Below are 1,264 nucleotides of genomic sequence, written 5' to 3'. Positions count from 1 at the left end.
GGTCCGGCAGGGGCCCGGCGAACGTCCGCGAGGAGCTGCTCTGCCAGGCGTTCGCCGACGTCCTCGGCGTCGGCACGGTCGGCGTCGACGACAACTTCTTCGCCCTCGGCGGGCACTCGCTCCTCGCCGTCCGGCTCGTCGAACGGCTCCGCGTCCAGGGCGTCCAGGTCTCCGTCCGCCGGCTGTTCGACGCGCCGACCCCCGCCGGGCTGGCCGCGTCCGCCGCCGCCCCGGCCGTCGCCGTGCCGCCGAACCGGATCCCGGACGGCGCGCAACGCATCACCCCGGACATGCTGCCCCTGGTCGACCTGAGCCAGGCGGAGATCGATGCCCTCGCCGGCACCGTCGACGGCGGCGCGGCCAACATCGCCGACGTCTACCCCCTCGCACCGCTGCAGGAAGGGATCCTGTTCCACCATCTCCTGGCCGACGGTGGCGACGACGTCTACGCCGTCGCCCGGGTCTTCGAACTGCCGGACCGCGCCCGCCTCGACGCGTTCACCGCCGCGCTGCAGCAGGTCGTCGACCGGCACGACGTGTTCCGTACCTCGGTGGTGTGGTCGGGGCTGCGGGAGCCGGTCCAGGTCGTGTGGCGGACGGCGGCCCTGCCGGTCACCGAGGCCGGCGGCACGGCCGGCGCCGAGGACCTGGTGGCGGCGGTCGGGCTGGCGATGGACCTCGGCCGCGCGCCGCTCGTCGACGTGCACACCGCCGAGACGGACGGCGGCCGGTGGCTGGCGATGGTGCGCATCCACCACCTGGTGGAGGACCACACCGCGGCGCAGACCGTCTACACGGAGGTGCGGGCGATCCTCGCCGGCCGGGCCGCGGAGCTGACGGCGCCGCTGCCGTTCCGCGACTTCGTCGCCCAGGCCCGGGCCGCCCTCGCCCGCGGCGCCCACGAGGCACACTTCCGCGACGTCCTCGCGGGCGTCGACGAGCCCACCGTGGCGTTCGGGGTCACCGACGTGCGGGGCGACGGCACCGCGATCGCCGTCGCGCACGCCGACCTCGACCCCGGCGTGGGGGCCCGGCTGCGGGACGTGTCCCGCCGGCTCGGCGCCAGCCCGGCCACCGTCATGCACGTCGCCTGGTCGCGGGTCCTCGCCGTGATCGCGGCCCGCGACGACGTCGTCTTCGGGACGCTGCTGTTCGGCCGGATGAACGCCGGCGCCGGCGCCGACCGGGTCCCCGGCCTGTTCATCAACACCCTGCCGGTGCGGGTGCGCCACGAACAGAAGAGCACACAACTGAACACCACTCA

1 protein-coding gene is annotated in these 1,264 nt (G+C 75.4%); it reads left to right on the top strand.

Annotation, left to right across the window (positions count from 1 at the left end; translation table 11 throughout):
- Window positions 1-1,264 (top strand): condensation domain-containing protein (locus AB0I21_RS57495; RefSeq protein WP_360574542.1); only part of this gene is annotated, 1,264 nt, incomplete at both ends.

It is taken from the genome of Dactylosporangium sp. NPDC050588, from assembly GCF_040654975.1.
Taxonomy (GTDB): Bacteria; Actinomycetota; Actinomycetes; order Mycobacteriales; family Micromonosporaceae; genus Dactylosporangium; species Dactylosporangium maewongense.
This window is presented reverse-complemented; position numbering and strand designations above follow the sequence as displayed.